Here is a 26,062-nt window from a genome sequence, read left to right as displayed (position 1 = left end):
GGTGCTGGTTTGCCAACTGACAAAGCAAGTGCCGCTTTATAACAAGGGCTCAAAAACAGTGTCAAGAAAGCCCCCCAACTAATGCGTGCTGATTCGCTCCTTGGAATCAGACTCGCGCTTCTCATCCTTTGCAACCATCTCGGGAGCCGCATCGGGCAAGGGCTCCGGGGCGTATTGCAGCGCAATTTGCAGGACCTCGTCAATCCATTTAACCGGTTTAATAACGAGATCGGCCTTAATATTATCCGGAATTTCCCTAAGGTCCCGTACGTTTTCCTCGGGAATGATCACAGTCTTGATTCCACCCCGGTGCGCCGCGAGAAGTTTTTCCTTCAGACCGCCAATGGCCAGCACCTGACCCCGCAGGGTGATTTCACCGGTCATGGCCACGTCGGCGCGGACCGGAATCTGCGTGATCGCCGAGACCAGGGCGGTGCACATGCCGATGCCCGCGCTGGGGCCGTCCTTGGGCGTCGCACCCTCCGGCACATGGATGTGAATGTCGTGCTTCTCGTGGAAGTCCGGGGCGATGCCTAGGCTTTTCGAACGACTACGAACCACGGTCAGCGCAGCGGTGATGGATTCCGCCATGACGTCGCCCAGGGAGCCGGTCTTGGTCAGCGCGCCCTTGCCCGGAACCATGGCCGATTCGATGGTCAGCAGCTCGCCGCCCACCTGAGTCCAGGCAAGGCCGGTCACCTGGCCGATCTGGTCCTGCTGCTCGGCCAGGCCATAGCGGAACTTGCGCACGCCCAGGTAGTTTTCCAGCGAATCCGGGGTCACCACGGCGTCGATGCGCTTGGCCTTGCCGCCGTCCTTGACCGCCTTGCGGCAGACCTTGGCGATCTGGCGTTCGAGGCTGCGCACACCGGCTTCGCGGGTGTAGTAGCGAATGATGTCGCGGGTCGCCGCTTCCTCGAAGACCAGCTCGCCCTTCTTGAGACCATTGGCCGCGGTTTGTTTCGGTACAAGATATTTCGAAGCGATGTTGATCTTCTCGTCTTCGGTGTAACCCGGCAGGCGGATGACTTCCATGCGGTCCAGCAGCGGCGCCGGAATGTTCATGGAGTTGGCCGTGCAAAGGAACATCACGTCGGAGAGGTCGTAGTCGACTTCGAGGTAGTGGTCGTTGAAGTTGTGGTTCTGCTCCGGATCGAGCACTTCCAGCAGCGCCGAGGCGGGATCGCCCCGCATGTCGCTGCCCATCTTGTCGATCTCGTCCAGGAGGAACAGCGGGTTGCGCACGCCGACCTTGGTCATTTTCTGAATCAGACGACCGGGCATGGAACCGATGTAGGTCCGGCGGTGGCCGCGAATCTCGGCTTCGTCACGCACGCCACCCAGGGCCATGCGCACGAACTTGCGGTTGGTCGCGCGGGCGATGGACTCGGCCAGCGAGGTCTTGCCCACACCGGGCGGGCCAACCAGGCAGAGCACCGGGCCTTTCAGCTTCTTCACGCGCTTCTGCACGGCGAGGTACTCGAGAATGCGCTCCTTGACCTCCTCCAGGCCGTAGTGGTCGGCATCGAGAATGTCCTCGGCCTTGTCCAGGTCGTGGCGCACCTTGCTCTCGGCCTTCCACGGCACGTTCACCAGCCAGTCGATGTACGAACGCACGACGGTCGCCTCGGCGGACATCGGCGACATCTGCTTGAGCTTGTTCAGCTCCGCAGTGGCCTTGGCCAGGGCTTCCTTGGTCAGGCCGGCGGCGTCGATGCGCTTCTTCAGCTCCTCGACTTCGTTATGGCCCTCGTCGATGTCACCCAGTTCTTTCTGGATGGCCTTCATCTGTTCGTTGAGGTAGTACTCGCGCTGGCTGCGCTCCATCTGCTTCTTCACGCGGCCGCGGATGCGCTTCTCGACCTGCAGCAGGTCGATCTCGGCATCCAGCATGGCCAGCACGTGCTCGACGCGGGCCGACAGCTCGGTGATTTCGAGGATTTCCTGCTTCTGCTCGATCTTCAGCGCCATGTGGGCGGCCATGGTGTCCACCAGGCGGCCCGGCTCATCGATGCTGTTGAGCGAGGACAGGACTTCGGCGGGAACCTTCTTGCCCAATTGCACGTATTGCTCGAACTGGCTGAGCAGGCTGCGGGTGAAGACTTCGGATTCGCGCTCGCCGACCGAGGCCTCGTCGATGATCGACACCTCGGCGCGGCAGTAGGCTTCCTCGTCGATGAAGCGCTCGACCTGGCCGCGCTGCTCGCCCTCCACCAGCACCTTGACGGTGCCATCGGGCAGCTTCAGCAATTGCAGGACGGTGGCCACGGTACCCATGCGGTACAGGCCGTCCGCACCCGGGTCGTCGTCGGCCGGGTTCTTCTGCGCCAGCAACAGGATCTGCTTGTCGCTGGTCATGGCAGCCTCGAGGGCCTCGATGGATTTCTCACGGCCCACGAAAAGCGGGATGACCATGTGCGGATACACCACTACGTCACGCAGGGGGAGCAGGGGCAACTCGACGAGTGTTTTCATGATATTCGGCTCTACAGCGGCACTTGGCCAAAACGATGGGATTGGACCCTTCGGCCTAAGATGGGGTTAGGGCTGGGAAAAAACAAGCGCGGTAGATGGGAAGGAAAAAGGGGCCCTAGGGCCCCTTCTGGTTTCAGGCGTCAGGTGCAGCCTTGGCCGGCTGCTCGCTGTTCTCGTAGATCAGCAGCGGCTGGGAGGAGCCCTCGATGACGCTTTCGTCGATCACCACCTTGCTGACGTCGTTCTGCGAGGGGATCTCGTACATGGTATCGAGCAGGATGCCTTCGAGGATGGAACGCAGGCCACGGGCGCCGGTCTTGCGCTCCAGCGCGCGACGAGCGACGGCCTTGAGCGCGTCGGGGCGGAACTCGAGGTCCACGCCTTCCATTTCGAAGAGCTTGGCGTACTGCTTGGTCAGCGCGTTCTTCGGCTCGGTCAGAATCTGCATCAGCGCAGCTTCGTCCAGCTCGTCGAGGGTCGCGATGATCGGCAGACGGCCGACAAACTCGGGGATCAGGCCGAATTTCACCAGGTCTTCCGGCTCGACCTCACGCAGCGCCTCGCCCACCTTCTTGCCTGCTTCCTGGCTGCGAACTTCGGCGTTGAAGCCGATGCCGCCCTTGGTGGAACGGTTCTGGATGACCTTTTCCAGGCCGGCGAACGCGCCACCGCAGATGAACAGGATGTTGCGGGTGTCGACCTGCAGGAACTCCTGCTGCGGGTGCTTGCGGCCGCCTTGGGGCGGTACGGAAGCCACGGTACCTTCGATCAGCTTCAGCAGCGCCTGCTGAACGCCTTCGCCGGACACGTCGCGGGTGATCGACGGGTTGTCGGATTTACGCGAGATCTTGTCGATTTCGTCGATGTAGACGATGCCCATCTGGGCCTTTTCGACATCGTAGTCGCACTTCTGCAGCAGCTTCTGGATGATGTTCTCGACGTCTTCGCCTACGTAGCCCGCCTCGGTGAGGGTGGTGGCATCGGCGATGGTGAAGGGAACATTGAGCAGGCGCGCCAGGGTCTCGGCCAGCAGGGTCTTGCCCGAGCCGGTCGGGCCAATGAGCAGGATGTTACTCTTGCCCAGTTCGACGTCGTCCTTGCGCTCACGCTGGTTCAGGCGCTTGTAGTGGTTGTACACCGCTACTGCCAGGGTTTTCTTGGCACGTTCCTGGCCGATCACGTACTGATCGAGGATGGTGCGGATCTCTTTCGGCGCCGGTAGCTTGTGCGCACTGCTCTCCGCCTGTGCTTCCTGCACCTCCTCACGGATGATGTCATTGCACAGGTCGACGCACTCGTCGCAGATAAAGACCGAGGGGCCGGCAATCAACTTGCGCACTTCGTGCTGGCTCTTGCCGCAGAAGGAGCAATACAGCAGCTTGCCGTTGTCCTCGCCGTTGCGGGTGTCAGTCATTCGATCGTTCCAATCGGGGATATACGTGAAGGACAAGATGAAGGCATTCGCAGGCATTTTCAAGCCCGCGAGCGGCCGGATTACCGGCCGCGGTACAGCGGAGAGACTCAGGCGGCAGAAGGACGCTGAGTGAAGACCTGATCGATCAGACCGTATTTGACGGCTTCGTCACCGCTCATGAAGCGGTCACGGTCGGTATCGCGGGCGATGACGTCCAGCGGCTGGCCGGTGTGGTGCGCCAGCACCTGGTTCAGGCGCTCCTTGATGAACAAGATTTCCTTGGCATGGATCTCGATGTCCGAGGCCTGGCCCTGGAAACCGCCCAGCGGCTGGTGGATCATCATGCGCGAGTGCGGCAGGCAGTAGCGCTTGCCAGCGGCACCGCCAGCCAGCAGCAGGGCGCCCATGCTGCACGCCTGGCCCACGCAGATGGTGGAAACGTCCGGCTTGATGAACTGCATGGTGTCGTAGATCGACATGCCGGCAGTCACGGAACCACCCGGGGAGTTGATGTAGAGGTGGATGTCCTTGTCCGGGTTCTCGGCTTCGAGGAACAGCAGTTGGGCCACCACGAGGTTGGCCATGTAGTCCTCGACCTGGCCGACCAGGAAGATGATCCGCTCCTTCAGCAGGCGCGAATAGATGTCGTAGGAACGCTCACCGCGGGCGGATTGCTCCACCACCATCGGCACCAGACCACCAGCGGCCTGAATGTTCGGAACTTGCGGCATATAAGGATTATGCATGTCCGACGATCACTCCCTAATAAAAAATCATGTCTGTATAGACGCACAAGCCAGCCCGAAGGCTGGCTTGTGACAATCGAACGAAGCGTTGGATCAGGCCGCTTGCGGAGCTTCTGCAGGCTTGACCGCGTCTTCGTAGGATACCTGCTTGTCGGTCACATTGGCCTTCTGCAGGACAGTATCTACAACTTGTTCTTCCAGTACAACCGAACGAACTTCGTTCAGCTGCTGGTCGTTCTTGTAGTACCAGGCAACAACTTGTTCCGGCTCCTGATAAGCGGAAGCCATTTCCTCGATCATTTCGCGAACGCGGGCTTCGTCAGCCTTCAGTTCGTGCTGCTTGACCAGCTCGGCGACGATCAGACCCAGCACCACGCGGCGCTTGGCCTGCTCTTCGAACAGCTCGGCCGGCAGTTGGTCGGGCTTGATGTTGCCACCGAACTGCTGGACAGCCTGGACGCGCAGACGATCGACTTCGTTGCTGATCAGCGCTTTCGGCACTTCGATCGGGTTGGTCTCGACCAGACCTTCCATCACCTGGTTCTTCACCTTGGACTTGATGGCCTGACGCAGTTCACGCTCCATGTTCTTGCGAACTTCGGCGCGGAAGCCTTCCAGGGTGCTTTCCTTCACGCCGAACAGAGCGAAGAACTCTTCGTTCAGTTCCGGCAGCTTCGGCTCGGCAACGCTGTTGACGGTAGCGGTGAACTCGGCGGCTTTGCCAGCCAGGTCCAGGTTCTGGTAGTCCTCGGGGAAGGTCACGTTCAGAACGCGCTCCTCACCGGCCTTGGCGCCGACCAGGCCTTCTTCGAAGCCCGGGATCATGCGGCCGGAGCCCAGCACCAGCAGGGTGCCCTTGGCGGAACCGCCAGCAAAGGCTTCGCCGTCGATCTTGCCGACGAAGTCGATGTTCACCTGGTCGTCGTTCTGCGCGGCGCGGTCGACGATTTCGAAGCGGGTGTTCTGCTTGCGCAGGATTTCCAGCATGTTGTCGAGGTCGGCATCGGCCACGTCGGCCTGCAGACGCTCAACCTTGATGCCGTCGAAATCGGCAACCTTGAACTCGGGGAAGACTTCGAAGGTTGCGATGTACTCGAGGCCCTTCTCCTTTTCGAACACTTTCGGCTCGACGGAGGGAGCGCCGGCCGGGTTCAGCTTCTGCTCGACCACGGCTTCGTAGAAGGTTTCCTGGATCAGGTCACCGAGGGCTTCCTGACGAGCGGCGGCTTCGTAGCGCTGACGGATCACGCTCATCGGCACCTTGCCGGGACGGAAGCCAGGAACCTTGGCGCGACGAGCGGTCTGCTGCAGACGCTTGTTGACTTCGGTCTCGATGCGCTCGGCCGGCACGCCAACGGTCATGCGGCGCTCAAGAGCGGAGGTGCTTTCAACGGAAACTTGCATGGATATTCCTCGTGGCACAGACGTAAGCCGGTCCTTCCGGCTCCCAGAATCAAGGGCAAGCATTCTAGTAGCTAGAAATGCAGAAGTCACCCTGGCTGGAAGCTGCGAAAATTCACGGATGCGAGAGCTTATGGAAAGAAGATGGTGCGGACGGAGAGACTCGAACTCTCACAGCTTGCGCCACTGGAACCTAAATCCAGCGTGTCTACCAATTTCACCACGTCCGCAGGGTACCGCAGAAACGAAAACGCCAGGCTCTGGGCCTGGCGCTTCGGAATATGGGGTGGACGATGGGAATCGAACCCACGACACCAGGAGCCACAATCCTGTGCTCTACCAACTGAGCTACGCCCACCATATTACACTTGCTTGTACCGAACGCCACTTGGCGCACCCGGCAGGACTCGAACCTGCGACCATCCGCTTAGAAGGCGGATGCTCTATCCAGCTGAGCTACGGGCGCTTTAGTGGCGGCAACCCTTGCTAAGCAGACCCAGTGGAACCACCGGATCGGTTGGCACCGCCTCTTTCGTGTTTCAGGCTGTGCTCGGCAAGCGGGGCGCATGTTATCGATGAGCCCCTACCCCGTCAACAACTTTTTTAAAAAAAATTCAAAGAGATAAAGGAGTTACGGCAAATCAGGGGTGCCCGCCTTTGCCTAATGGAGGCAGCGTGCGAAAATGCGCGCCTTCTTTTCACCCGCCTTAATGGTTATCCCCCCGACATGACTGCAAAACTGATCGACGGCAAAGCGATCGCCGCCAGCCTCCGCCAGCAGATTGCCCAACGCGTCAATGAACGCCGCCAGCAAGGACTGCGCATTCCCGGCCTGGCAGTGATCCTGGTCGGTAGCGACCCCGCCTCTCAGGTCTATGTCGCGCACAAGCGCAAGGACTGTGAAGAGGTCGGCTTCCTCTCGCAGGCGTACGACCTCCCCGCCAGCACCACCCAGGATGAATTGCTGGCACTGATCGACCGCCTGAACGCCGATCCGGCCATCGACGGCATCCTCGTGCAGTTGCCCCTGCCCGCCCACCTGGACGCCTCCCAGTTGCTGGAGCGCATCAGCCCGGACAAGGACGTGGACGGTTTCCACCCCTTCAATATCGGTCGCCTGGCCCAGCGCATTCCGCTGCTGCGCCCATGCACCCCGAAAGGCATCATGACCCTGCTGCAAAGCACCGGTGTCGATCTGTACGGCATGGACGCGGTCGTCGTCGGCGCCTCGAACATCGTCGGCCGCCCCATGGCCCTGGAACTGCTGCTGGGCGGCTGCACCGTCACCGTGACCCACCGCTTCACCCGCGACCTGGCCGATCACGTCCGCCGCGCCGACCTGGTGGTCGTGGCCGCCGGCAAGCCGGGCCTGGTCAAGGGCGAGTGGATCAAAGAAGGCGCCATCGTCATCGACGTGGGCATCAACCGCCAGGCCGACGGCAAGCTGGTGGGCGACGTGGAGTACGACGTGGCCGCCGAACGCGCCAGCTGGATCACCCCGGTGCCGGGCGGCGTCGGCCCGATGACCCGCGCCTGCCTGCTGGAAAACACCCTGTACGCCGCCGAGCACCTGCATCCCTGACGCTGGCGACGGACAAGAAAAAGGCCGCTGATCAGCGGCCTTTTTCATTTCCGGGGGCGATTACTCGGCAAGACGCCAGGTCGTACCGCCCTTGCCGTCTTCCAGCACCACGCCCAGAGCGGTCAGCTCGTCGCGGATACGGTCGGACTCGGCCCAGTTCTTCGCCGCACGGGCATCCAGGCGCGCCTGGATCAGCGCCTCGACCTGCGCCGCATCGACCTTGCCGGCCGCCCCCGCCTGAAGGAACGCATCGGCGTCCAACTGCAGCACGCCCAGCAGAGCCCCCAGCTCACGCACGCGGGCCGCCAGTGCGGCAGCCGCGGCCGTATCGCTCTCGCGCAGGCGGTTGACCTCGCGGACCATCTCGAACAGCACGGCCACTGCTTCCGGCGTACCGAAGTCATCGTCCATCGCGGCGCCGAAGCGCTCGACGAACGCCTCGCCACCCGCGCCAGCCACCTGCGGCAGGCCGCGCAGCGCGGTGTAGAAACGCTCCAGCGCGCCCTTGGCTTCCTTCAGGTTGTCTTCGGAATAGTTGATCGGGCTGCGGTAATGGCTCGACACCAGCAGGAAGCGCACGACCTCCGGGTGGTATTTCTCCAGCACTTCGCGGATGGTGAAGAAGTTGCCCAGGGACTTGGACATCTTCTCGCCATCCACGCGAACCGCGCCGGCGTGCATCCAGCTGGCGGCGTAGAGCTTGCCAGTGGCCGCCTCGCTCTGGGCGATCTCGTTCTCGTGGTGCGGGAACACCAGGTCCGGACCGCCGCCGTGGATGTCGAAGGTCTCGCCCAGGCAGCAGGTGGACATCACCGAGCATTCGATGTGCCAGCCCGGACGCCCGGCGCCCCAGGGCGACTCCCAGCTCGGCTCGCCCGGCTTGGCGCCCTTCCAGAGCACGAAGTCCAGCGGGTCTTCCTTGGATTCGTCGACCTCGATCCGCGCACCGATGCGCAGGTCTTCGATCTTCTTGCGCGACAGCTTGCCGTAGCCGGCGAATTTGCCGACCCGGTAGTAGACGTCGCCATTGCCCGGTGCGTAGGCGTAGCCCTTGTCGATCAGGGTCTGGATCATCTCGTGCATGCCGGCGATGTGGCCGGTGGCACGCGGCTCGATGTCCGGACGCAGGACCGACAGGCGCGCCTCGTCCTCGTGCATCGCGGCGATCATGCGGGCGGTCAGGTCTTCGAACGACTCGCCGTTCTCCTGGGCGCGACGGATGATCTTGTCGTCGATGTCGGTGATGTTGCGCACGTAGGTCAGGTCGTAGCCGCGATGGCGCAGCCAGCGGGCGATGACGTCGAACGCCACCATCACGCGGGCGTGGCCGATGTGGCAGAAGTCGTACACGGTCATGCCGCACACGTACATGCGCACTTGGTTGCCGACCAGCGGTTTGAAGGCGTCCTTGGTCTTGGACAGCGTGCTGTAGATCTGCAAGTCAGCCATCCCTTACTGCCCCCAGGAATCGCGCAGGGTCACGGTGCGATTGAAGACCAGCGCATCAGCGGTGGAATCCTTGGAATCCACGCAGAAGTAGCCTTCGCGCTCGAACTGGAAGCGATCCTCGGCCGTGGCACTGGCCAGCGACGGCTCGGCGCGGCAGCCCTTGAGCACCACCAGGGAGTCGGGGTTGATGTTGTCGAGGAAGCTGCCGCCCTCTTCCGATTTCTCCGGGTTGGCGGAGCGGAACAGGCGGTCGTACAGGCGCACTTCGCACTCGACGCTCTCGGCGGCCGGCACCCAGTGGATCACGCCCTTGACCTTGCGGCCCTCGGGGTTCTTGCCCAGGGTGTTCTCGTCGTAGCTGCAACGCAGTTCGACGATGTTGCCGGCGGCATCCTTGATCGCCTCGTCGGCGCGGATCACGTAGCTGCCGCGCAGGCGGACTTCGCCGCCCGGGATCAGGCGCTTGTAGCCGGCCGGCGGGACTTCTTCGAAGTCGCTGGCGTCGATATAGATCTCGCGGCTGAACGGCAGTACGCGCACGCCCATGTCCTGCTTCGGATGGCGCGGCAGTTCGAGGTTCTCGACCTGGCCTTCCGGGTAGTTGGTGATCACCACTTTCAGCGGCTTCAGCACGCACATGGCGCGGCCGGCGTTGGCATCGAGGTCGTCACGGATGGCGAATTCCAGCATGCCGATGTCCACCACGCCGCCGGCGCGGTTCACGCCGATCATGTCGCAGAAGGCACGGATCGAGGCCGGGGTGTAGCCACGGCGGCGATAGCCGGACAGGGTCGACATGCGCGGGTCGTCCCAGCCATTCACGTGGTTTTCATCGACCAGTTGCTTGAGCTTGCGCTTGCTGGTGATGGTGTAGTTCAGGTTCAGGCGCGCGAATTCGTACTGGCGCGGCTGGGCCGGTACCGGCAGGTTGGCCAGGAACCACTCGTACAGCGGACGGTGATCCTCGAACTCCAGGGTGCAGATGGAGTGGGTGATGCCCTCGATGGCGTCCGACTGACCGTGGGTGAAGTCGTAGCTGGGGTAGATGCACCACTTGTCGCCGGTCTGGTGGTGATGGGCGTGACGGATGCGATAGAGGATCGGGTCGCGCAGGTTGATGTTCGGCGAGGCCATGTCGATCTTCGCGCGCAGCGAACGGGCGCCGTCGGGGAATTCGCCGGCCTTCATGCGGGCGAACAGGTCCAGGTTCTCTTCCACCGAGCGGTCGCGGAAGGGGCTGTTCTTACCCGGTTCGGTCAGCGAACCGCGATAGGCACGCATTTCCTCGGCGTTCAGGTCGCAGACAAACGCTTTGCCGGCCTTGATCAGGTCCACGGCCCAGTCGTGCAACTGGTCGAAGTAGTTGGAGGCATAGCGCACCTGGCCGGCCCACTCGAAGCCCAGCCACTTCACATCGGCCTCGATGGCGTCGATGTATTCCTGATCTTCCTTCGCCGGGTTGGTGTCGTCGAAGCGCAGGTGGCAGTCACCGCCGAACTCCTTGGCCAGACCGAAGTTCAGACAGATGGACTTGGCATGGCCGATGTGCAGGTAGCCGTTGGGCTCCGGCGGGAAGCGGGTGACGATTTTCTGGTGCTTGCCACTTTCCAGGTCGGCCGCCACGATCGGGCGCAGGAAGTTGGCGGCAACAGTGGCTTCTTTCGTATCGGCGGTAGGCTTGCTCATGGTGTCCTTGATCATGCTGGTGTTCGGCCAGGGTAGGCCAGCCAAACCAAAGCGCTTATCATAGCCGAAGCTGTCAACCCCCTGACAGGCCTTCGATTTTTCCAACGAGCGGAATTCCCTGATGACTACCACCGTCAAACTGCAGACCAACTTCGGCGATATCACCCTTGAACTGCTCGACGACAAGGCGCCGGAAACCGTGGCCAACTTCAAGGAGTACGTGAAGGCCGGCCATTACGACAACACCGTGTTCCACCGCGTGATCAACAACTTCATGATCCAGGGCGGCGGTTTCGAGCCGGGCATGAAGCAGAAGAGCACCCGCAAGTCGATCAAGAACGAAGCCAACAATGGCGTCGCCAACAAGATCGGCACCGTCGCCATGGCCCGTACCATGGAGCCGCATTCGGCCAGCGCGCAGTTCTTCATCAACGTCGCCGACAACGACTTCCTCAACCACAGCGCACCGACCGTGCAGGGCTGGGGCTACTGCGTGTTCGGTGAAGTGAAGGACGGCATGGACGTGGTCAACAAGATCAAGACCGTCGCCACCACCATGCGCTCCGGCCACCAAGACGTACCGGCCGACGACGTGATCATCGAGAAAGCAGAAGTCATCGGCGAGTGAGTCGATGAGCGTCCTGTTCATCTCGGACCTGCATCTTGAAGCGGAACGCCCGGATATCACCCGGGCGTTCTTGCATTTCCTCTCCACCCGCGCCCGCACGGCGCAGGCGCTGTACATCCTCGGCGACTTCTTCGAAGCCTGGATCGGCGACGACGGCATGGATGAGTTCCAGCACGCCATCGCCCGCGCCCTGCGTGAGCTGTCCGACAGCGGTACGCGCATCTACCTGATGCACGGCAATCGCGACTTCCTGATCGGCCAGGCCTTCTGCCGCGAGGCCGGTTGCACCCTGCTGCGCGACCCGAGCCTGATCGAGGTGGGCGGCGAGAAGATCCTGCTGATGCACGGCGACAGCCTGTGCACCCTCGACGCGGCCTACATGAAGCTGCGCCGCTGGCTGCGCAACCCGGTGAGCCTGTTCATCCTGCGCAACCTGCCGCTGGCCACCCGCCGCAAGCTGGCGCGCAAGCTGCGCAAGGAAAGCCGCGCGCAGACGCGCATGAAGGCCAGCGAGATCGTCGACGTCACCCCGGCGGAAGTGGAGCGCATCATGCGCGACAAGGGTGTGCGCATCCTGATCCACGGACACACGCACCGCCCCGCCGTCCATGAACTGCAGGTCGACGGCCGCCCCGCGCGGCGCATCGTCCTCGGCGACTGGGACAGCCAGGGCTGGGCCCTGGAAGCGGACGACCAGGGCATGCAGCAGGCCCCCTTCCCGCTCTGAACGGCCGGCCACCGCAAGGTGGCCTTCTGCCGTTAACCCACCCGCACTGTCAGACATCGCCTCTTGACCAACCCCGGCGGCCTTGCGCAGCATTCGCGGTTTGCTCACTCAAGGAAGAGACATGTTCAGCAAGGAAAACCTCATCAAGTTCGGCGCCCTGCCCCTCGCCCTGGTCGCCGCGGCCTTCATCCTCTTCAACGGCATCTTCTTCTATAACGAAGCCGGCTACATGACCCACGTGCGGACCATCTTCGGCGACGAGAAGGTCGTCGACGACGTCGGCTACGCCACCAAGTGGTTCGGCCGCGCCACCACCTGGAAGAAAGCCATCAGCGTGCAGTCCGTGCTGGTCATGGACGAGAACGACAACAACCCCGACAACGACGCACTGGGCGCCACCATCGAAGCCTTCCCCATCGTCTTCCTCGGCAACGTGGACGCCAAGGTGGAATCCTCGGCGCGATTCCGCCTGCCCGGCGGCGACCAGTTCCTGAAGATGGCCCAGGAATATCGCAACCCGGACAACTTCATCCGTACCGCACTGGTCCCGGCGATCAAGGAAACCCTGCAGGCCACCGCCTCGCTGATGACCGCCGACGACTATTACGCCGGCGCCCGCAGCGAATTCGCCGCGGAGTTCGAAAACCAGCTCAACGACGGCCTGTACCTGATCAAGCGCAAGGAAGTCCGCGGCCCGCGCGGCGCCGTACCGCACCAGACCGCCATCCTCCAGGCCGGCACCGAACAGGGCAGCTTCGGCGACAACAACGCCAGCCAGTTCGTCACCGAGAAGGTCACCGACGCCAAGGGCATCCCGGTGCGCAAGCAGCAGCAGTTCCGCAAGTTCGGTGTGGAAGTGGTGGAGGCACGCATCACCAACGTCGACCCGAACCCGCAGTACAAGCAGCGCATGGTCAAGGTGCAGCAGGCGCTGGCCGAACTGGCCGTGGCCCGCCAGAACCGCCTGAAGGAAGAGGAAGAGAAGCTGCTGGTCACCGCCCGCGGCGAGAAGGAAGTGGAAGCCAAGCGCCAGGAAACCCTGCGCGACCAGATCGAGCGCACGACCCAGGCGGAAACCGAGAAGCAACTGGCCGTGATCAACGCCGAGCGCGAGAAGCAGCGCGCCGAGATCGAGAAGCAGACCGCCGAATTGCTGCGCGATAAAGCCACCGTGACCGCCCAGGCCACCAAGATCACCGCGGACGCCGATGCCTATGCCCGTGAAGCGGTGATCAAGGCCGACGGCGCGCTGCAACCCAAGCTGGACGCGCTGATCGCCATCAACAAGGTGTGGGCCGAAGCCGCCGCCCAGGCCCCGGTGCCCAGCGTGATGATGGCCGGCGGCTCGACCAGCGCCAGCAGCCGCCAGGACGAAATCGGCCAACTGATGGGCGTCCTGGCCACCAAGGCCGCGCGTGACCTGGCGCTGGACCTGAAGGTGAAGGACTGAGCCCGGCTCTTTTTGTAGGAGCGAGCTTGCTCGCGAACAGATTTCCCGGCGGCTCCGCTGACTGGGCGGGTTCGCGAGCAAGAACCGGGCACCCCCTCGGTCCTACAAAAGCGGCAAAGAAAAGCGCCCGATTGGGCGCTTTTTTCATTCCAGCGAGGGCCTCAGGCCGCCTGCTCCACCGGCACACCGCTGTGGAAGCGGAACTCGCTGTCCGGCGACTGGATCAGGCCAGCCTCCACCTCGCGAATCTCCGCCACGCGGCGCTCGATATCGGCATCGTCACCGTAACGGCGCGCCAGGCTCAGGTAGCCCTGGAAGTGCCGCGCCTCGGATTTCAGCAGCGAGCCGTAGAATTTCGCCAGATCCGCATCCAGGTGATCCACCAGCGCGGCGAAACGCTCGCAGCTGCGGCACTCGATGAAGGCGCCGACGATCAGGGTGTCCACCAGCTTCTGCGGCTCATGGTTACGCACCACGGCGCGCAGGCCGGAGGCGTAGCGGCCGGCGGAAATCGGCCGCAGCGGGATACCGCGCTTCTTCAGGATCGCCAGCACCTGCTCGTGGTGGCGCAGCTCCTCGCGGGCCAGGCGCGACATGAAGTTCACCAGTTCCTCGTGGGCGCTGTACTTGGCGATCAGGGCCAGGGCCGTGCTGGCGGCCTTGAACTCGTTGTTCTTGTGGTCGATCAGCATCACCGCCTGATCCCGCAACGCGGCTTCCACCCACGCATCGGGCGTGGCACAACCGAGGAATTCCCTGATTTCAGACAACATGTTCAAGCTCCGAGGACGCGACCCACCGGCTGGCCGGTGTCATAAAGGCGGAGCATTATACGAATGCCACCGCGCGGAACCAGCGTCGGCCGTTGATATGCCTCAACGTCATGAACGAGATATCCCGACTACAGTTGTCCCACATAAACAACGCGCACGAAGGGAGACGATCATGCAAGCCATCCGTAGCATCCTCGTAGTCGTGGACCCGGACCAGCCGGAAGGTCTCGCACTGAAACGGGCGCGCCTGATCGCCAGCGTGACCCAGTCGCACCTGCACCTGCTGGCCTGCGAGCGGCGCGCCGACTACAGCGCCAAGCTCGAGGAAGTGGCCGACGTGCTGCGCCAGGAAGGTTTCAGCGCCTCCAGCCGCCAGGCCTGGAAGGACAATCTGCACCAGACCATCATCGCCGAGCAGCAGGCCGAAGGCTGCGGCCTGGTGGTCAAGCAGCACAGCCCCGACAACCCGCTGAAGAAGGCCCTCCTCACCCCGGACGACTGGAAGCTGCTGCGCTTCTGCCCGGCGCCCGTGCTGCTGGTGAAGACCAGCCTACCCTGGGCCGGACGCAACATCCTCGCCGCGGTGGACGTCGGCAATAACGACATCGAGCACCGCACCCTGCATGCCGGCATCGTCAGCCACGCCTATGACATCGCTGGCCTCGCCCACGGGCAGTTGCATGTCATCAGTGCCCATCCCTCGCCCATGCTTTCGGCGGCCGACCCGACCTTCCAGCTCAGCGAGACCATCGAAGCCAAGTACCGCGAAGCCTGCAAGGCGTTCCAGGCCGAATACGGCGTGGACGACCAGCACCTGCACATCGAGGAAGGCCCGGCGGACGTACTGATCCCCCGCGCGGCGCATAACCTTGACGTCGCCGTGACGGTGATCGGCAGCGTGGCGCGCACCGGCCTGTCCGGCGCACTGATCGGCAACACCGCCGAAGTGGTGCTGGACTCGCTGGCCAGCGACGTCCTGGTGCTCAAGCCGGAGGACATCATCGCCCACCTCGAGGAGCTCGCCGCCAAACCGTGATGCGCCTGCAGCTATAGGAGCAAGCTTGCTCGCGAACCAGCCCGGCGCCGCAGTTACCGGGAATCCCGTTCGTGAGCATGCTCGCTCCTACAAAAGCAGAAAGCCGCCCATCGGGCGGCTTTCTTATTGCACGGCGGCGATCAGACCCGCGACTCCAGCCCGTTGGCCAGGAAGCTTGGCGCGATGTAACGCTCGTAATGCGCCTCGGAAAGGATGAAGAACTCCTTGTCGATGGCGTCACGCAGGTCCGGCAGCGGCCAGCCGCGGAATTCGGGCAGCAGCGCCAGCCCGTAGGCCTCGATCTGGTTGATCATCCGCGAGCCGCGGGCGATCAACTGGTAGGCCCAGCAATAGGGCGACTGCTCGGGCACGAAGCGAATCTGCCGCTGCTCCAGCTGGCTGCGCAGCAAGGCCTGATCGAAGACTTCCAGCTTGGCCATCATCACCTGCGCCAGCAGGACCTCCAGACGGCTCAGGACCGCCCGCTTCTCCTCGTCGCCGTAGCGGTTCCAGTTCACCACCTCGTGGTGGAAACGCTTGCAGCCACGGCAGACCAGGTCGCCATAGACCGTCGAGCAGAGCCCGACACAGGGGGTTTTGATGCGCTGAGAAGACATGGGGAAACAGGTAGCTGGCAAAGCGGGCATGTTAGCCCTTTGTCTAGGCAAGATCACCCTCAGGTGCCAAGCGAACCCGCTTACCAAGGCCCATTAATTCCATTAGAATGGCTGCGCCTTTTTGGCGTCATTGTCCGAAAGAAGCTGTTTTCAAAGCGTCACGAAGCACAGATTCCGGCAGCCGCGCGGTCTGGGCGCTCCCCTCAAGCGTCCAGCCCCATCAGTCCCAGGCCACCCCGGCGTAAAACTTTGAAAACAGCTTCTGCCCGGAGATCGCCGGTGCCGTCGTAGGTCAGTGGATTACCGTCCACCATGCCTGACGAATGGATCGGAGGGGTCTCCTGGATACGCGTCCTCCGGGACCACTGATGAGGGAAATACTGTGCTTGAAGCCTATCGCAAACACGTAGAAGAGCGTGCCGCCCAGGGCGTCGTGCCCCAGCCGCTGAACGCCGAACAGACCGCTGGTCTGGTCGAACTCCTGAAGAACCCGCCGGCCGGCGAAGAAGAATTTCTCCTCGACCTGATCACCAACCGCGTACCGCCGGGCGTGGACGAAGCCGCCTACGTCAAGGCCGGCTTCCTCTCTGCCGTCGCCAAGGGTGAAGCCACTTCCCCGCTGCTGACCAAGACCCGCGCCGTCGAGCTGCTGGGCACCATGCAGGGCGGCTACAACATCGCCACCATGGTCGAGCTGCTGGACAGCGCCGAGCTGGCCGATGTCGCCGCCGAGCAACTCAAGCACACCCTGCTGATGTTCGACGCCTTCCACGACGTCGCCGAACGCGCCAAGAAGGGCAACGCCGCCGCCAAGGCCGTGCTGCAGTCCTGGGCCGATGGCGAGTGGTTCAAGGCCCGTCCGGCCGTCGCCGAGAAGCTGACCCTGACCGTGTTCAAGGTCCCCGGCGAAACCAACACCGACGACCTGTCCCCCGCTCCGGACGCCTGGTCGCGCCCTGACATCCCGCTGCACGCCCTGGCCATGCTGAAAATGGCTCGCGACGGCATCGAGCCGGTTCAGCCGGGCTCCGTCGGCCCGCTGAAGCAGATCGAAGCCGTCAAGGCCAAGGGCTTCCCGGTTGCCTACGTCGGCGACGTGGTCGGCACCGGTTCGTCCCGTAAATCCGCCACCAACTCGGTGCTGTGGTTCTTCGGCGACGACATCCCCTACGTACCGAACAAGCGCGCTGGCGGCTTCTGCTTCGGCACCAAGATCGCCCCGATCTTCTACAACACCATGGAAGACGCCGGCGCCCTGCCGATCGAATTCGACTGCACCAACCTGGCCATGGGCGACGTCATCGACGTGTACCCGTACGAAGGCAAGGTCGTGCGTCATGACAGCGGCGAAGTGGTCACCACCTTCGAGCTGAAGACTCCGGTCCTGCTGGACGAAGTCCGCGCCGGCGGCCGTATCCCGCTGATCGTTGGCCGTGGCCTGACCGAGAAAGCCCGCGCCGAGCTGGGCCTGCCTGCATCCGACCTGTTCAAGAAGCCGGAAGCACCGGCCGACAGCGGCAAGGGCTTCACCCTCGCACAGAAGATGGTTGGCCGCGCCTGCGGTCTGCCGGAAGGCCAGGGCGTACGTCCGGGCACCTACTGCGAACCGAAGATGACCACCGTCGGTTCCCAGGACACCACCGGCCCGATGACCCGCGACGAGCTGAAAGACCTGGCTTGCCTGGGCTTCTCCGCCGACCTGGTGATGCAGTCCTTCTGCCACACCGCTGCCTATCCGAAGCCGATCGACGTCAAGACCCACCACACCCTGCCGGACTTCATCATGACCCGCGGCGGTGTCTCCCTGCGTCCGGGCGACGGCATCATCCACAGCTGGCTGAACCGCATGCTACTGCCTGACACCGTCGGCACCGGCGGCGACTCGCACACCCGCTTCCCGATCGGCATCAGCTTCCCGGCCGGTTCCGGCCTGGTGGCCTTCGCCGCTGCCACCGGCGTGATGCCGCTGGACATGCCCGAATCGGTTCTGGTGCGCTTCAAGGGCAAGCTGCAGCCGGGCATCACCCTGCGTGACCTGGTCCATGCGATCCCCTACTACGCCATCCAGGCTGGCCTGCTGACCGTCGAGAAGAAAGGCAAGAAGAACATCTTCTCCGGCCGCATCCTCGAGATCGAAGGTCTGAACGACCTGACCGTCGAGCAAGCCTTCGAGCTGTCCGACGCCTCCGCCGAGCGTTCGGCTGCCGGCTGCACCATCAAGCTGCCGGAAGAGGCCATCGCCGAGTACCTGAAGTCCAACATCACCCTGCTGCGCTGGATGATCGGCGAAGGCTACGGCGACGCCCGCACCCTGGAGCGCCGCGCGCAAGCGATGGAAGCCTGGCTGGCCAACCCGCAACTGCTGGAAGCCGACAAGGACGCCGAGTACGCCGCGGTCATCGAGATCGACCTGGCCGACGTCAAGGAGCCGGTACTCTGCGCTCCGAACGACCCGGACGACGCTCGTCTGCTGTCCAGCGTCGAAGGCCGCAAGATCGATGAAGTCTTCATCGGTTCCTGCATGACCAACATCGGTCACTTCCGCGCTGCCGGCAAACTGCTGGACAAGGTCAAGGGTGGCATTCCGACCCGTCTGTGGCTGGCTCCGCCGACCAAGATGGACGCCCACCAGCTGACTGAAGAAGGCTACTACGGCATCTACGGCAAGGCTGGCGCGCGCATGGAAATGCCGGGCTGCTCGCTGTGCATGGGCAACCAGGCTCGCGTGCAGACCGGTTCCACCGTGGTCTCCACCTCGACCCGTAACTTCCCGAACCGTCTGGGCGACGCCACCGACGTGTTCCTGGCATCCGCCGAGCTGGCCGCTGTCGCTTCGATCATCGGCAAGCTGCCGACCGTCGAGGAGTACATGGCCTACGCGAAGGACATCGACAGCATGTCTGCCGATATCTACCGCTACCTGAGCTTCGACCAGATCGCCGAGTTCCGTGAAGCGGCAGCCAACGCGAAGATCCCGGCCGTCCAGGTCTGAGTGATCCCCGCGTGATGAAAAGCCCCGCCTGAGTGCGGGGCTTTTTCTTTTCCAGGGCCCGACCTAGAGCGCCTGCGCCCGCCCCTCACGATGGGCCTAATACTTATTGACCGGTTGCGTCCCGGCCCTCGAGGTCTAAGGTGGACGACAGGCTCCTGCCGATATCCGTGCTCAGGTGCCCTTGTGGAACCCTCCAGAGGTGCGCTCCCTTCCTCTGCGCCCCGCCCTCCATGGCGGGGCTTCTTTTTTCCGCGCTCCTGCTGGCACAGCCCTTGCTGCGCTTCTGATACCTGCGATCCAACGGCGGATCGCCCCCGACAACGGCGTCGCGACTACCTCCCTTCAGCGGCAGGTGGTGCGGCGCCATTTTTTTTTGCATTGAAGGTGCGTTGGGAGTGCGTTCAGAGGTGGACATGATCGACAACAGCAACGGTCGTTCGGACAACCTGGCCTGGGTGGCTGGCTCCGATGCGCCGGAGAAGACCGCGCTCAACCTGGGCTTCATGGCCCTCACCGATTCGGCATCGCTGGTGGTGGCTGCCACCCAAGGCTTTGGCCAGCCTTACGGGCTGACCCTCAACCTGCAGCGGCAGAGTTCCTGGGCCGGGCTGCGGGACCGCCTGCTCAGTGGCGAACTGGACGCCGCACAAGGCCTCTACGGGCTCATCTATGGCATGCAGCTGGGCCTGGGCGGCGCCCCGGCGACCGACATGGCCGTGCTCATGGGCCTGTGCCAGAACGGCCAGTCGATCAACCTCTCGGCCCCGCTGATGCGCGACGGCGTGACCACTGCCGGGGCATTGCAACGCCACGTGCGCCAGCACGGTGCACCGCTGACCCTCGCTCACACCTTCCCCACCGGCACCCATGCCATGTGGCTGTACTACTGGCTGGCCAGCCACGGCATTCACCCGCTGCAGGACGTGCGTAGCCTGGTGGTGCCACCGGCGCAGATGGTCGCGCACCTGAAGGCCGGGCGCATCGACGGCTTCTGCGCGGGCGGTCCCTGGGGCGCGCTGGCCGTGGATGAAGGCATGGGCTTCACCCTCGCCACCAGCCAGCAGATCTGGCCGGACCACCCGGAAAAAGTCCTGGGCACCACCCGCGCCTTCGTCGAGCAGTACCCCAACACCGCCCGCGCCCTGGTAATGAGCCTCCTTGACGCCAGCCGCTTCATCGAGGCCAGCGACGACAACCGACGCAGCGCTGCCCAACTGATCAGCAGCGAAGACTATGTCGACGCCCCGCTCGCCAGCATCGAGCCGCGCCTGCTCGGCCGTTACCAGGACGGCCTGGGCAATGCCTGGCAGGACGCCCACCCGTTGCGCTTCTTCAACGACGGCCAGGCCAACCACCCCTGGCTCTCCGACGGGCTGTGGTTCATGACCCAGTTCCGCCGCTGGGGTCTGCTGCGCGAGGACGTCGACTACCTCGCCATCGCCCGCCAGGTCCAGCAACTCGACCTGTATCGCGAAGCCGCCAGCGCCGTGGACGTCAGCGTGCCGACTACCGAGATGCGCGCTTCGACCCTGATCGACGGCCGCCGCTGGGATGGCAGCGACCCGGCAGGCTATGCCCGCAGCTTCGCGCTGCATGCCCTGGCGGAGCGAGATTGAACATGCTGCGCGTCCTGCTGATCAACGACACCGCGAAAAAGGTCGGGCGCCTCAAGGCCGCCCTGGTGGAATGCGGCTTCGAGGTGATCGACGAATCCGGCCTCTCGGTCGATCTGGCGCAACGGGTCCAGGCCCTGCACCCGGATGTGATCCTCATCGACACCGAATCCCCCGGCCGCGACGTGATGGAACAGGTGGTACTGGTCAGCCGCGACCAGCCTCGCCCCATCGTCATGTTCACCGACGAGCACGACCCGCAGGTGATGCGCCAGGCTATCCGCTCCGGCGTCAGCGCCTACATCGTCGAGGGCATCCAGGCCGAACGCCTGCAACCGATACTCGACGTCGCCATGGCCCGCTTCGAGAGCGACCAGGCCTTGCGTGCCCAATTGCAGGCCCGCGAGCAGCAACTGGCGGAGCGCAAGCGCATCGAATTGGCCAAGGGTCTGCTGATGAAGATGAAGGGCTGCGCCGAGGAAGAGGCCTACACCCTGATGCGCCGCCAGGCCATGGGCCGCCAGCAGAAGCTGGTGCAGGTGGCCGAGCAGATCATCGCCATGCACGAAATGCTCGGTCACTGACCCGGCGCCTGCAGGGCCGGCCATCTGCCAGCGACGGCAAGGCGCGATCATTTCGCCAGTCGTACAGGTGGCCCCCGCTTCGCTGGCAAGGCCCTATGCTGCGGCCGCCCGGCCGTCTGGCCGGGCCCCGTAGCGCCATCGACTGGCTTCGATGACGCATCGCAGTGGCCGCCGCCGGCTAGGCACCTCGGCGCCACCCGACCTCGCCGCCTTCGCGGCCCAGCAAGGGCAAGCCCATGATCGACCTCACCACCTGGAACCTCAGCGTTCCCACCGACCCCCGCCCCACCGAAGTCACCACCGAGCAGATCGCCCGGGGCTACCAGAGCCACTATTTCCAGCCCAGCGGCAGCCAGGTGGTGTTCTGGGTCCCCGTCACCGGTTCGCATACCTCCGACAGCGTCTACCCGCGCAGCGAGCTGCGCGAAACCACACCCGCCGGCGACGTCTCCAACTGGTACTACAACCAGGGCGACAACGAACTGCGCGTGACCATGAGCGTCCAGCAGGTACCGTCGAAGAACAAGATCATCATCGGCCAGATCCACAGCCGCTCGCCCTACACCGGCGACGGCGAACCCCTGGTCAAGCTGCAATACCACTACCTGCCGACCCTGGAGAGCGGGCGCCTGGAAGCGCTGGTGCGCAACCACCCCGACGACCGCGCCAGCGTCAATGTCCCGTTGATCGACAACATCGCGCTGGACCAGACCTTCAACTACAGCCTGCGCGTCACCTCGGTGGGCAACCTGGCGATCCGCGTGGAAACCTCCGACGGCCGCGCCAACTACTACCGCAAGATCCTCAGCAGCGCCTGGTCCAAGCAACTGCTCTACTTCAAGGCCGGCGCCTACATCAACGACAACTACGGCGATAGCAGCGAGGGCGCGCGGGTGACCATCTTCCACCTGAACTCGGCGCACCGCTGATTCGCCATTCACTGGCCTGATGAGGCGCGGGGCGAGCGCTCTGCGCGTAGAATGCCGGGCACACCCGCACGCCCCGTCGCCTTGCCACCGAGACCGCCATGGCCCGCCTGAAACTGGAATTCCCCGAAGAACTGTTCATTTACCAAACCAAGCTCACCGTCCGCGTCACCGACATCAACGGGGCCAACCACCTGGGCAACGACTCGATGATCTCGATGATCTCCGAGGCCCGCGCACGCTTCCTGTTCGACTACGGCATCCGCGAGACCGGCATCATCGTCACCGACCTGGCCACCACCTACCGCGCCGAAGCCCACGCCCGCGACCAGTTGCTATTCGAGGTCGGCGTGATGGACTTCAACAAGTACGGCGGCGACATCATCTTCCGTATCACCCGTCCCGCCGACGGCACCCTCGTGGCCATGGCCAAGTCGGGCTTCGTGTTCTTCGATTACAAGGCCGGCAAGGTGGTGCCGATCCCCGAGGCCTTCCGCGACACCTTCCCCAACGTCAACTGGGTCGCCTGACGCTCCAGCACGGGGCACGCCGCCACACGGCGCGCCCTTCGATGGATCACCCCTGATCCTCGCCTTCCCCTCATCCTCTTGATCCGACTGGGATTTTTCATCCTGGCCCGCGCCTTGCTGTGCACAAGGCGATGGTAATCAACGGCGATTACCCGACTTCGACAAAGGCGTCGCATCCACACCCGCGCAGTGCGGTGGGTGGAGCGACGCCTTTTTCGTTTGCCCCGGCGCAGGGGCTCAGGACTTCCCGGCGGCACCCTGTGGCCACGACCGGGGCTCTCAACCGTTGCTGATGAGGTGTTCGATGAACACGAGTTTCTGGAAAGCCGGCCATGCGCCGACCCTGTTCGCCGCCTTCCTGTACTTCGACCTGAGCTTCATGGTCTGGTACGTCCTCGGCCCCCTGGCAGTGCAGATCGCCACCGACCTGCAGCTGACCACCCAACAGCGCGCGCTGATGGTCGCAACGCCGATCCTCTCCGGCGCCATCCTGCGCTTCCTCATGGGCCTGCTGGCCGATCGCTGGTCACCCAAGGCCGCCGGCATTCTCGGCCAGGTGATCGTCATCGGCGCACTGTTCGGCGCCTGGCAACTGGGCATCCATAGCCTGGAACAGGCGATCATCCTCGGCGTGTTGCTGGGCATGGCAGGCGCCTCCTTCGCCGTGGCGCTGCCGCTGGCGTCGCAGTGGTACCCGCCGCAGCACCAGGGCAAGGCCATGGGCATCGCCGGCGCCGGCAACTCCGGCACCGTGCTCACCGCGCTGTTCGCTCCGGCCATCGCCGCTGCCTTCGGCTGGCAGAACGTCTTCGGCTTCGCACTGATCCCGCTGCTGGCCACCTTGATAGTCTTCGCCCTGCTCGCCCGCAATGCCCCTGGGCGGCCGCCGGCCAAGTCCCTGGCCGACTACCTGAAGGCCCTGGGCGACCGCGACAGCTGGTGGTTCATGTTCTTCTACAGTGTGACCTTCGGCGGCTTCCTCGGCCTGGCCAGCACCCTGCCCGGCTATTTCCACGACCAGTACGGCCTCGACCCGGTGCAAGCCGGCTACTACACCGCTGCCTGCGTCTTCGCCGGCAGCCTGATGCGTCCGCTGGGCGGTGCCCTGGCCGACCGCATCGGCGGCATCCGCAGCCTGTTGGTGATGTACACGGTCGCTGCGATCTGCATCGCCGCCGTAGGCTTCCATTTGCCCAACGCGGTGGCGGCGCTGAGCCTCTTCGTGGTCGCCATGCTCAGCCTTGGCGCGGGGAACGGTGCGGTGTTCCAGCTTGTGCCGCAGCGCTTCCGCCAGACCATCGGCGTGATGACCGGCCTGATCGGCATGGCCGGCGGCATCGGTGGATTCTGCCTGACGGCGGGCCTAGGCGCGATCAAGCAGGCCACCGGCGACTACCAGCTCGGCCTCTGGCTGTTCGCCAGCCTCGGCGTGCTCGCCTGGTTCGGCCTGCACGCGGTCAAAGCCCGCTGGCGTACCACCTGGGGCAGCACGGCTGTTACCGCCGCGCGGGTCTGACCATGCGCTTTTGTAGGAGCGAGCTTGCTCGCGAACCGCATCCAGTCGTAGCTGTCGGGAAATCCGTTCGCGAGCGAGCTCGCTCCTACAGGTGGTGGCGATGACCTTGCAGTTATCCTTCGCCCAAGCCAGCGCCACCGGCCCGCGCGAGGAGAACCAGGATGCCTTGCGGGTGGTCACCCCGCCCGCCGGGCTGGCCGCCAGCAAGGGGCACCTGTTCGCCATCGCCGACGGCGTCAGCCATTGCGCCGACGGCGGCCTGGCGGCGCGCTTGAGTCTCCAGGCGCTGGCCGCGGATTATTACGCCACCCCCGAGACCTGGGCTGTCGCCCAGGCCCTCGACCGCCTGCTGATCTCGCAGAACCGCTGGCTGCAGGCCAACGGCGGCGGCCAGCCGCTGCTCACCACCCTCACCGCGCTGGTCCTGCGCGGGCGGCGCTTCACCCTCGCCCACGTCGGCGACTGCCGCCTGTACCGCTGGCACGCCGGGCAACTGGACTGCCTGACCCAGGACCATGTATGGGAGCAGCCCGGCATGCAGCACGTGCTCAAGCGCGCACTGGGCCTCGACCAGCACCTGGTAGTGGACTACCGCGATGGCGAGCTGGAAGCCGGGCAGCACTTCCTGCTGGTCAGCGACGGCATCTGGGCGACCCTGGGTGACAATGCCATCCAGCGCCTGCTGGAGGATGCACAATCCCTGCAGGCCTGCGTCGACGCACTGGTCGGCGCCGCCCACCTGGCCGGCAGTCAGGACAACGCCAGCGCCCTGCTGCTGCGCGTGGACGAACTGCCGCCGGCCAGCCTGGGCGACGCCCTTGCCCAGCTCGACCACTGGCCCGCCCCACCCGACCTGCGCAGCGACCAGGACTTCGAAGGGTGGCAGGTCGAAGGCAAGCTCGCGCAGTCACGCCAATCGCTGATCTACCGCGTGCGCGACCGGCAGAACCGCCCGTGGTTGCTCAAGACCCTGCCGCCCGCGCTGCGCGACTCGCCCGAAGCCGCCCAGGCATTGCTCCTGGAAGAGTGGTTCCTGCGTCGCGTGCAGGGGCGTTACTTCCCCGAACTGCACAGCCTGCCGCAGCGCCAGCACCTCTACTACGTCATGCGCGAATATGCAGGGAAGACGCTGGGCGAGCATCTGAAACTCAGCGGCCCGCCGAACCTGACCGACTGGCTGAACCTTGCCCAGCGCCTGCTTCGCGGCCTGGGCCAGTTGCACCGGCGCAACATCCTGCACCGCGACATCAAGCCGGAGAACCTGCACTGGGCCGACGACGGCGAACTGCGCCTGCTGGACTTCGGCCTGGCCTATTGTCCTGGACTTTCGCAGGATAATCCGCACGACCTGCCCGGCACGCCGAGCTACCTCGCCCCGGAGTGCTTCCAGGGCGCGGCGCCGGACGCCCGCCAGGATCTCTACGCCGCCGGCGTCGCGCTCTACCGCGTGCTCTGTAGCCATTACCCCTATGGCGAGATCGAAGCCTTCCAGCATCCGCGTTTCGGCACACCCACCCCGGCCAGCCGCTACCGTCCGGACGTGCCGGCCTGGCTCGACGACTGGCTGGCGAAGCTCATCGCCGTCCAGCCGCAGGAGCGCTTCGAAACCGCGGAGCAGTGCCTGCTCGCCCTGGAGCAAGGCGAACGACAGGCGCCGGCTCGCCCACGGCCACTGCTGGAGCGCGAGCCGCTGCGGGTCTGGCGCGGCGTCGCGCTGACCTCGCTGGCGATCAACCTCGGGCTGCTGCTCTGGCTGCTGCACCACGGCTGACGGTGCACCAGTTCGGTTCGGCACGCCTCAGCGCAGTGCAGCAAAAGCGCCGATACGCCGCGCGGGACGGCTGAAGGCCCCGAAAACCAGGCCCCGAACAAGTTGGCACAGCCCCTGCAATATCTGATTCAACAATCTACAAAAGC

At 64.2% G+C, this 26,062-nt stretch carries 20 protein-coding genes and 3 tRNA genes; 12 read left to right on the top strand and 11 right to left on the bottom strand.

What is annotated here, in order from left to right; translation table 11 throughout:
• Positions 1 to 78 precede the first annotated feature (78 nt).
• From lon to N0B71_RS18705, 7 genes are all read right to left on the bottom strand, one after another.
• A complete protein-coding gene (lon, locus tag N0B71_RS18735) occupies positions 79 to 2,475 on the bottom strand; it encodes an endopeptidase La (RefSeq protein ID WP_259754198.1) in 2,397 nt (798 codons plus the stop codon).
• Between the two features lie 133 nt (positions 2,476 to 2,608).
• A complete protein-coding gene (gene clpX / locus N0B71_RS18730; RefSeq protein ID WP_259754197.1) occupies positions 2,609 to 3,889 on the bottom strand; it encodes an ATP-dependent Clp protease ATP-binding subunit ClpX in 1,281 nt (426 codons plus the stop codon).
• Positions 3,890 to 3,996: 107 nt separating this feature from the next.
• Entirely contained in the window at positions 3,997 to 4,635 is a 639-nt protein-coding gene (clpP, locus tag N0B71_RS18725; RefSeq protein ID WP_259754196.1) for an ATP-dependent Clp endopeptidase proteolytic subunit ClpP, read from the bottom strand.
• A gap of 93 nt (positions 4,636 to 4,728) precedes the next feature.
• Complete coding sequence (gene tig, locus N0B71_RS18720; protein ID WP_259754194.1) at positions 4,729 to 6,039, bottom strand: trigger factor; 1,311 nt, start codon at positions 6,037 to 6,039, stop codon at positions 4,729 to 4,731.
• Positions 6,040 to 6,181: 142 nt separating this feature from the next.
• Positions 6,182 to 6,266: transfer RNA gene (locus tag N0B71_RS18715), tRNA-Leu, on the bottom strand.
• A gap of 52 nt (positions 6,267 to 6,318) precedes the next feature.
• A tRNA-His gene (locus N0B71_RS18710) sits at positions 6,319 to 6,394 on the bottom strand.
• 31 nt (positions 6,395 to 6,425) lie between these two features.
• Positions 6,426 to 6,502 (bottom strand) — tRNA-Arg (locus N0B71_RS18705).
• A 261-nt stretch (positions 6,503 to 6,763) separates the two neighbouring features.
• Here N0B71_RS18705 and folD point away from each other — a divergent pair.
• Complete coding sequence (gene folD, locus N0B71_RS18700; protein ID WP_254473077.1) at positions 6,764 to 7,618, top strand: bifunctional methylenetetrahydrofolate dehydrogenase/methenyltetrahydrofolate cyclohydrolase FolD; 855 nt, start codon at positions 6,764 to 6,766, stop codon at positions 7,616 to 7,618.
• Positions 7,619 to 7,678: 60 nt separating this feature from the next.
• On the opposite strand, the gene cysS is transcribed toward folD, so the two are convergent.
• The gene (cysS, locus tag N0B71_RS18695) at positions 7,679 to 9,067 is read right to left on the bottom strand and encodes a cysteine--tRNA ligase (RefSeq protein WP_259754192.1); all 1,389 of its coding nucleotides are present in this window, start codon (positions 9,065 to 9,067) and stop codon (positions 7,679 to 7,681) included.
• Between the two features lie 3 nt (positions 9,068 to 9,070).
• A complete protein-coding gene (locus N0B71_RS18690; RefSeq protein ID WP_259759614.1) occupies positions 9,071 to 10,753 on the bottom strand; it encodes a glutamine--tRNA ligase/YqeY domain fusion protein in 1,683 nt (560 codons plus the stop codon).
• 121 nt (positions 10,754 to 10,874) lie between these two features.
• On the opposite strand from N0B71_RS18690, the gene N0B71_RS18685 reads away from it, so the two are divergent.
• The 3 genes from N0B71_RS18685 (at position 10,875) to N0B71_RS18675 (ending at position 13,558) form a co-directional block, all read left to right on the top strand.
• Complete coding sequence (locus N0B71_RS18685; RefSeq protein ID WP_259754190.1) at positions 10,875 to 11,381, top strand: peptidylprolyl isomerase; 507 nt, start codon at positions 10,875 to 10,877, stop codon at positions 11,379 to 11,381.
• Positions 11,382 to 11,385: 4 nt separating this feature from the next.
• Positions 11,386 to 12,108: a UDP-2,3-diacylglucosamine diphosphatase gene (gene lpxH, locus N0B71_RS18680; RefSeq protein ID WP_259754188.1), complete on the top strand. Its 723-nt coding sequence runs from the start codon at positions 11,386 to 11,388 to the stop codon at positions 12,106 to 12,108.
• A 121-nt stretch (positions 12,109 to 12,229) separates the two neighbouring features.
• Complete coding sequence (locus N0B71_RS18675) at positions 12,230 to 13,558, top strand: SPFH domain-containing protein (RefSeq protein ID WP_259754186.1); 1,329 nt, start codon at positions 12,230 to 12,232, stop codon at positions 13,556 to 13,558.
• A 161-nt stretch (positions 13,559 to 13,719) separates the two neighbouring features.
• Here the strand turns inward: N0B71_RS18675 and N0B71_RS18670 are convergent, their stop codons facing one another.
• Positions 13,720 to 14,331, bottom strand: coding sequence for a tRNA-(ms[2]io[6]A)-hydroxylase (locus N0B71_RS18670; protein ID WP_442964617.1), 612 nt, complete (start codon positions 14,329 to 14,331; stop codon positions 13,720 to 13,722).
• Between the two features lie 172 nt (positions 14,332 to 14,503).
• Here N0B71_RS18670 and N0B71_RS18665 point away from each other — a divergent pair, with 172 nt between their 5' ends.
• Complete coding sequence (locus N0B71_RS18665; protein WP_259754184.1) at positions 14,504 to 15,367, top strand: universal stress protein; 864 nt, start codon at positions 14,504 to 14,506, stop codon at positions 15,365 to 15,367.
• Between the two features lie 140 nt (positions 15,368 to 15,507).
• Here the strand turns inward: N0B71_RS18665 and N0B71_RS18660 are convergent, their stop codons facing one another.
• Entirely contained in the window at positions 15,508 to 15,984 is a 477-nt protein-coding gene (locus N0B71_RS18660; RefSeq protein WP_259754183.1) for a DUF1289 domain-containing protein, read from the bottom strand.
• Positions 15,985 to 16,366: 382 nt separating this feature from the next.
• On the opposite strand from N0B71_RS18660, the gene acnB reads away from it, so the two are divergent.
• From acnB to N0B71_RS18625, 7 genes are all read left to right on the top strand, one after another.
• On the top strand, positions 16,367 to 18,976 hold the full coding sequence (gene acnB / locus N0B71_RS18655; protein ID WP_259754182.1) for a bifunctional aconitate hydratase 2/2-methylisocitrate dehydratase: 2,610 nt from the start codon (positions 16,367 to 16,369) through the stop codon (positions 18,974 to 18,976).
• 413 nt (positions 18,977 to 19,389) lie between these two features.
• Entirely contained in the window at positions 19,390 to 20,592 is a 1,203-nt protein-coding gene (locus tag N0B71_RS18650) for a CmpA/NrtA family ABC transporter substrate-binding protein (RefSeq protein WP_259754181.1), read from the top strand.
• Between the two features lie 2 nt (positions 20,593 to 20,594).
• Positions 20,595 to 21,173, top strand: coding sequence for an ANTAR domain-containing response regulator (locus tag N0B71_RS18645; RefSeq protein WP_259754180.1), 579 nt, complete (start codon positions 20,595 to 20,597; stop codon positions 21,171 to 21,173).
• A 236-nt stretch (positions 21,174 to 21,409) separates the two neighbouring features.
• A complete protein-coding gene (locus N0B71_RS18640; RefSeq protein WP_259754178.1) occupies positions 21,410 to 22,102 on the top strand; it encodes a polysaccharide lyase family 7 protein in 693 nt (230 codons plus the stop codon).
• Positions 22,103 to 22,200: 98 nt separating this feature from the next.
• The gene (locus N0B71_RS18635) at positions 22,201 to 22,629 is read left to right on the top strand and encodes a thioesterase family protein (RefSeq protein WP_017516802.1); all 429 of its coding nucleotides are present in this window, start codon (positions 22,201 to 22,203) and stop codon (positions 22,627 to 22,629) included.
• 304 nt (positions 22,630 to 22,933) lie between these two features.
• On the top strand, positions 22,934 to 24,145 hold the full coding sequence (locus N0B71_RS18630; protein ID WP_259754177.1) for a nitrate/nitrite transporter: 1,212 nt from the start codon (positions 22,934 to 22,936) through the stop codon (positions 24,143 to 24,145).
• A gap of 100 nt (positions 24,146 to 24,245) precedes the next feature.
• Positions 24,246 to 25,916, top strand: a complete 1,671-nt coding sequence (locus N0B71_RS18625) for a bifunctional protein-serine/threonine kinase/phosphatase (RefSeq protein ID WP_259754176.1) — start codon at positions 24,246 to 24,248, stop codon at positions 25,914 to 25,916.
• Positions 25,917 to 26,062 lie beyond the last annotated feature (146 nt).

The organism is Pseudomonas sp. GCEP-101 (genome assembly GCF_025133575.1).
In the GTDB taxonomy this organism is placed as follows: domain Bacteria; phylum Pseudomonadota; class Gammaproteobacteria; order Pseudomonadales; family Pseudomonadaceae; genus Pseudomonas; species Pseudomonas nitroreducens_B.
Note: the sequence above shows the minus strand (reverse complement) of the source record. Positions and strands in the feature narration are given on the sequence as shown.